Source organism: Paraburkholderia sp. Cy-641, assembly GCF_011752945.1.
Classification (GTDB): domain Bacteria; phylum Pseudomonadota; class Gammaproteobacteria; order Burkholderiales; family Burkholderiaceae; genus Paraburkholderia.
Genome location: NZ_VWWM01000116.1, coordinates 1 through 6,578 on the forward strand (window position 1 = coordinate 1; position 6,578 = coordinate 6,578).

Consider the following 6,578-nt stretch of genomic DNA (forward strand, 5'->3'; position numbering starts at 1 on the left):
TCCAGCTGCAGCAGCAACCCGTCATAGCGCGCCACGACTTCGGCGTTCGTCGACAGATAGCGCGCGATGATGCGGCGCTGGCGGTCCCGATACCCTTCCCAGTCGGCATCGTGATGGCGGATCGCCTGCACGAGCTGGCGCGCGCCTTCGTCGACGTCGTTACCGGCGTAGTAGTAGCCGAGCTCGCGGCACAGTTGCGCGTTGTGCACGAACGGATAGCCGTTCCAGCACACGTCGAAGTAGAAGTAGTTCAGCGCCAGCCCCCATTGATGGGACACGACGATGTCCGTATGTTCCGCGAGAAACTCCGGCGTTTCGAAGTGACCGACGAAGCTCGCCTTGCGGTCGCGCACGAGGTCCAGATAACGCGCGATGCCGATGAACTCGGGGCACTGCGTCGCGAGACGTTGCGCATTGGTGACGTGCAGATGCGAAATCCCGTCGCCGACGATCCGGTACGCGTTCTCCGCGATCAGCATCGGATAGAGGCAGAACTTCAGCACGTCGAGATTCGCCTCCATGACGGAGAGCCGGCGCGGCCCCCTGGCGGGGCGGTATTCGCCGTGATGAGGCAGCTCGCGCGTGCGCGCTTCGATGCACATCGGGTCCCAGACGAACGGCACTTCGCGCGCCGGACAGCGGCGCAAGGTCCTGAAGAACGGCAGGCTCGTCTCGACCACCTGGGGAATGACCCAGACCTCGTCGTAGCATTGATTGATGAAGATCGAGTCGGCCATCCTGCGGTTGAAGATCATCGCTTCCATCAGCTGCACGTATTCCGGCCCGCAGCAGTAGCTGACGAGCTTCGTGCCGCGCGCCCTGATGTACCCGGTCTGACCGGCATTGATCTGGCCGCCGAGTTCGATCAGGACGTCGAGGCTGTCTTTCACGTCCTCGAAGCGCCGCACCGGGTAGCGTTCGAGATCCCACGGCAGCTTCGCCGTAATCGCCACCGAAGTCGTGTTGACGAGCACCACCTGGTGGCGCAGCGGCGAATGCTGGAACACCCGCATCAGGTACAGCGCATTCTGTTTGATGCCGTTGACCCACAGGCTCTCGGCCTCATGGTGCAGGCCGATCGTGATGCCGATCCGCAGCGGGCGCGGGCCGGGAGCTTCGTGCTCCGAAGCATGCAGTGCGTTCATTGTGCGGCCTCCCGCGGGAATTGCACCTGACGGCGCAGGATCAGGCACGAAGGCGGCGTGTCGACGAGCACGACGGCCTCGCGCGGATGCGCCGCTTCGGTATAGACCATGACGGATCTGACGAGCGGCGTGGCGCGATAGCCGCTCAGTTCGCTGCGCGCCACCTGCGCGCAGGGCAACGGTGCGCTGGAAATACGCTCGGCCACGACCGAACAGCCGCCGCCGGCGCCCGGCACCGTGACGAGCGACAGCAGCGCCGACGATTGCGGAAAGGCGATGCCGGACAGCGAGAAGAACGGCCCGGTATCGGGGTTCGAGCGCTGCCAGTCGAGCAGCACGTCCGCTCGGGAGGCGCGGTCGAATACGCGCGCCGAGATCTGCGCGACGGCGTCGTAACAGCGGTGGATGCCGATTTCCTGCGCGGCCTGCGCGAGCACGGTGCCGGCTGCGGGTCTCGCGGCCGGCCCGTTGGCGGGACCGGCGACGGGGCCAGCGACAGGGCCCGCGACAGGACCGGCCGCGGGCAGCGGCTGCGCCTGCGCGAAGCCGGCCGGTTGCACGGCCGCCCATGCGAGCGCCAGCGCGAAGCCCGCGGCTATCGCGGTACGGGAGCGCATACGACGTTTCGTGTTCATCATGCCCCCTCGAAAACCGCGGTGAGCGCCGCGCTGTACTGCTCGACGTTGGCGGGCAACTCCGGGTCCAGCGAGGCGAGAAAGTCTCCCGCCTCGCGGCGGTAGTCGTCCAGTCTCAGGTCATGCTCCGCGAACGCGCGCCGCAACGCGAGCGCGCCGTCCTGACAGTCGAAGCCGTCGTAGCGATAGCCGCAATGGCCGATCAGCGTGGAGTTGTGAATCAGCGGATAGCCGCCGTACAACGCCTCGTAGTACAGATAGTTCTGGGCGTTTTCCCATTGATGCGAGATCACCGCATCGGCCTGCACGGTCAGGATCTCGTAGACCGGCAATCTCGGCTCGTAGGTCGCCCGCCCGTGCTGCGTCAGATCGAGACTGCGCGCGAAGCCGACAAAGGAGGCCTCTTCCTTGAGCGGCATCGCATTGAACACGCGCAGATACTCGACGCATTCCGGGTCCTGCCGGTACGCGAGATCCGCAATCAGCATCGCGATATGCGCCGTCTTGACCATGCAGATGTTCGGTTCGAGAATCGCGAGGCGCCAGCGCGAGCGGCCCGCTACATAGCCGAACGTGCCACCGGCGTGGGCCGGCTTCAGCGAACGCTCCAGCAGCGCCGGATTCCACAGGTGCTGCATGACCTTCACCGGCGCGCGCGAGCCGGCCTCGTAATAGCCGGTGCAGGTCTTCGCGAAGGCGGGCAGCGTCCAGATCGCGCTGTACGGCGTGCCGGAGAACAGCAGCCCGTGCGACATGCCGAACATCATCCGCTCGATGTCGATCACATAGTCGTTCGCGACGCGCATGCCGATCACGCGGCCGCCGCGGTCGCAGAAGCTGCGCGCCCAGTCCGGATTCAGCTGCGCGCTCAGTTCGATCACGACGTCGAGCTGTTCCCGCGCGGTGTCGAGATCGATGACGGGCACCGGCGAATGTTCGAGAAACGACTTCGCATCCGACGGGTTGCCGTCGCCGCCGTTGACGAGGCAAGCCGCTTCGACGACCGGCGATTGCCGCAGCAGCATCGCAAGGAAGTAGCAGTTCTGGAAGATGCCGTTCTCCCAGATCGATTGCTCGCCGGCACGCAGAAAAATCGTGATGCCGACCTTGATGCGCTGGCGCTTCAGCATGCTGCACCTCCGCGATGAGCGCGGGCGCTCACGTGAAGCAGTTGCTGGAAATAGCGGATGCCGTTCCCGGGCGCGAGCGGGTGCAGTCCGGCGAGAAATTCGCGCGCGCGGCGCTGATAGTCCGCGAAGCCCGCATCATGCTGGCGTGCCGCGCGAAGGAACGCCTGCGCGCCGGCCTGCACGTCGAACTCCGGGTAGTAGTAGCCGAGGCCGGACAGCCACGCCGAGTTGTGGACGAGCGGATAACCGCCGTACAGCGCATCCAGATGCAGATTGTTCTGGTCGTTCTGCCATTGATGCGAGACGACCGCATCGGCGGCCCGGCTCATGAAGTCGACGAAGCCGTGCCGGTGGTCGACATGCACGCGGCCCGCGCGATTCAGTTCGAGCGAATCGCGCATGAACGAAAACGTCGGATGCTGCTCGAACTGGGCGCTGTTGAGCACGCTCAGACCGGCAATCGCGCCGGGCTCGGCGCGAAACGCCATGTCGCAAAGCAGCACGGGAATCATGCAGCACTTCACGACGGAAATGTTCGGCTCGAAAATCGCGGCGCGCAGCGCGCGCGGCGTGTCGGTGGAAGCGCTCGCCGGCTCGAATCCGAAGCGCTGCCCTGCGTCGCCCAGCATGCGGGCGCGCCCGTCGATGAACATCGGGTCCCACAGATACGGCACCTCGACGACCGGGCAGCGATGCAGCGTTTCGAGCATCGGCCGGAAGACGCGGTCCTTGGGCAGAATCCAGATCTCGTCGCAGCGGTCCGCGCGCGCGAAATAGCCGCCCCGCCTGAACACGCCCGGCTCGACCAATCCGGCATACGGCTGCCCGCAGCAGAAATAGACGACGCGCCTGCCGCGCGCCCGAAAATAATCGAGCCACTCGATATCGAGCCCGCCGCTCATTTCGATCGCGACGTCGATCAGCTCGGTCGCCTCTCTGGGCGGCAGCAGCTTCAGGTCCGGCAGTAACGCCCGGACGTCGTCGGGCAGGCGCGGCCCGGGTCCGCAATTGAGCAGCACGACGTCCCGGACCGCCGGCAAGGCCCGCAGCAGCTTCGCGAGGAAGAACACGTTCTGCCCCAGCCCGTTGTCCCATACAGTCTGGCCATTCCGGGTGGCCAGCGAGATGCCAATACGCATGTTGTTTCCGCCTTCTGAAGGTCAGTCCTCGTGTTTTTGTGTGTGTTCCGATACTTCTCGTGCGTAGCCCGACGGAACGGGCGGTGCCGCCCTGTCCATCGACGGCCCCCGGTCATGACGTCCCCGCTGCGTCGACTGCGAATAAAAAAGAGGATCGAACCGGAGAATCGACCCCCAAACCTCAGGTAACTTCCGGACATACACGAGGACATCATCCGGAAGCAAGGAGTCCCGAGGGGTTAGCCTGCTAGTTTCCCGACAACGTGATCCCGACACGCCGGTTCTGTGCCCGGCCGTCGGCCGTCGCATTCGTCGCGACGGGATGCGTCCTGCCATGGCCCTGAACGTCGAACCGCGCCGCGTTCAGCCCGTGCGACTTCAGGTAGTTCGCCACCGTCCACGCGCGTGCCTGCGACAGACGCAGGTTGTAGGCCGGCGAGCCGATGCCGTCGGTGTAGCCGTCGATCGCGACCGTGCCGAAGCTCATGCCTTGCGCGTTTGCAACCAGCTTGTCGAGCTGAGCCTTAGCGGCTGGAGTCAGCGTCGCCTCGTTGAAATCGAAATTGGCATCGCCTGCCAGCGTGACGTGCGTCGGCAGGGGGGCCGGCACGGGGACGGCAGCGGGGACAACAGCGGGCGCGGCCGTGGACGGCTGCGGTGCCGGTGCGCCGCACTGGAATATCAGCTTGCGAAAGTCCGGCTTGCCGTCCGTGGTCGTCGAGCCCAGCGGTGCCGCGCCCTCGAGCGGACGCACGGCCTCGTCATGGCAGATCTCGCGCGCCTTGCGATAGCAGGTTTCCGCGCTTTCGAGCAGACCGCTGCACTCGACCCGATAGGTCTGCTGGCCGTCCTGCCGGTCGACCGACCAGGCGCTGAACGACGGCCCTGACGCGGACGAGCAACCGGCGAGAGCAACCATCGCCGCTACGCACAACATCGTGTTACGCATGTTGAACCTCATGTTTCATGTCGTTTATCTTCCATCGCGGGGATGCCGCTGAACCGGCGGGGGCCGGGAGAAACGCCCGGCACCCGCGCGGCGCCTTACCACTGGTAGCCCACCCCGACCCCGTACGTGCTGCCCGCGCTGCTCACCCCGACACCGCCCTTGATCTTCACGTTCTCGGTGATACGGGCCGTGAAGCCGAGCGCAACCGCTCCGTAGCCCTGATAGGCGCCGGTGCCGATACCGACGGCGATGGTCTTGTCCTTGTCGACGTCCGGAATCATCGTCAGTGCCGTGGCACCGGCCACACCCGAGTAGGCCGTTCGCGCGACGGACGACACGGAGTTCTGGAGCGAATTGAACTGGGACATGTTCACCGCGTCGGTCGGGTTGACACCCGGTGCGACATTGGTGATCCGGCGCCCGTTACCCGGCGAGCCGACCGAGACCGTGTTGTCCTCGCTGGCGACGGAACCCGCGCCGAGCGCGACCGAGTTCTGGCCGCTCGCCGACGCATTGGCACCGAGCGCGACGCTGTTCGTGCCGCTGCCGAGCGCGTTCGCGCCGATCACTGTCGCACCGTCCGCGGATGCACTGGCGCTGGAGCCGAGAGCGATGCCGCCCGCGCCCGCCGCCGTTGCATTGACGCCCATGGCCATCGAGTTGACGCCGCTGGCCCCGTCGTCGTTGTAGTTGCTGCCCTGTGTGCCGTTGTCGTTCACGCTGTAGTAGTGCGTGCGGGTGGTCGAGACGACTGTCGACAGGGAGGAGACGTTGCTGCTGGTCGTGCTCAGGCCGGTGGACAGGGCGTTGACGACCGATGAGGTTGAGGTGGACAGCGAGGCGACGTTGCTGTTGGTTGTGCTCAGGCCGGTCGAGAGGGAACTGGCTACTGTTGAGGACGATGTCGACAGCGAGGCCACGTTGCTGTTCGTCGTGCTCAGGCCGGTCGACAGGGAGCTTGCCACTGTTGAGGACGATGTCGACAGTGAGGCCACGTTGCTGTTCGTCGTGCTCAGGCCGGTCGACAGGGAGCTTGCCACTGTTGAGGACGACGTCGACAGCGAGGCTACGTTACTGTTCGTCGTCGACAGACCCGTGGACAATGAGCTTTCCACTGTCGAGGACGACGTGGACAACGAGGCGACGTTGCTGTTCGTCGTCGATAGGCCCGTGGACAATGAGCTTTCCACTGTCGACGACGACGTCGACAACGACGCCACATTGCTGTTCGTCGTGCTCAGGCCACTCGACAGCGACGCCACGTTGCTGGTCGTCGCGCTGATGGTTGTCGATAACGACGCCACGTTGCTGTTGGTCGTGCTCAGACCGGTGGACAGCGAGCTTTCTACCGTCGAGCTCGAAGTCGACAGCGAGGCGACGTTGCTATTGGTCGTGCTCAGACCCGTGGACAGCGAACTTTCCACTGTCGAGGACGATGTCGACAGCGACGCCACATTGCTGTTCGTCGTGCTCAGGCCAGTCGACAGCGAGCTTTCCACTGTCGAAGCCGACGTCGACAGCGAAGCCACATTGCTGTTCGTCGTGCTCAGGCCAGTCGACAGCGAGCTTTCCACTGTCGA

Annotated in this window: 7 protein-coding genes; 1 reads left to right on the forward strand and 6 read right to left on the reverse strand. The window is 65.2% G+C overall.

Annotated features, from left to right (window positions below; all coding sequences use genetic code 11):
• From F3J20_RS31370 to F3J20_RS32585, 6 genes are all read right to left on the reverse strand, one after another.
• Positions 1-1,145: DUF2827 domain-containing protein (locus tag F3J20_RS31370; protein ID WP_167285807.1), on the reverse strand; the 1,145-nt coding region annotated here is incomplete at its 3' end.
• Positions 1,142-1,762, reverse strand: a complete 621-nt coding sequence (locus F3J20_RS31935; RefSeq protein WP_205299430.1) for a hypothetical protein — start codon at positions 1,760-1,762, stop codon at positions 1,142-1,144. The genes F3J20_RS31935 and F3J20_RS31370, both read right to left, overlap by 4 nt.
• A 17-nt stretch (positions 1,763-1,779) precedes the next feature.
• A complete protein-coding gene (locus tag F3J20_RS31380; RefSeq protein ID WP_167285808.1) occupies positions 1,780-2,910 on the reverse strand; it encodes a DUF2827 domain-containing protein in 1,131 nt (376 codons plus the stop codon).
• Positions 2,904-4,049, reverse strand: coding sequence for a DUF2827 family protein (locus F3J20_RS31385; RefSeq protein ID WP_167285809.1), 1,146 nt, complete (start codon positions 4,047-4,049; stop codon positions 2,904-2,906). The genes F3J20_RS31380 and F3J20_RS31385 overlap by 7 nt, the downstream gene beginning before the upstream one ends.
• 247 nt (positions 4,050-4,296) lie before the next feature.
• Complete coding sequence (locus tag F3J20_RS31390) at positions 4,297-4,998, reverse strand: OmpA family protein (RefSeq protein WP_167285810.1); 702 nt, start codon at positions 4,996-4,998, stop codon at positions 4,297-4,299.
• Between the two features lie 95 nt (positions 4,999-5,093).
• The gene (locus F3J20_RS32585) at positions 5,094-5,717 is read right to left on the reverse strand and encodes a YadA-like family protein (protein WP_345889956.1); all 624 of its coding nucleotides are present in this window, start codon (positions 5,715-5,717) and stop codon (positions 5,094-5,096) included.
• Positions 5,718-5,730: 13 nt separating this feature from the next.
• On the opposite strand from F3J20_RS32585, the gene F3J20_RS32590 reads away from it, so the two are divergent.
• Positions 5,731-6,578: hypothetical protein (locus tag F3J20_RS32590; RefSeq protein WP_345889957.1), on the forward strand; the 848-nt coding region annotated here is incomplete at its 3' end.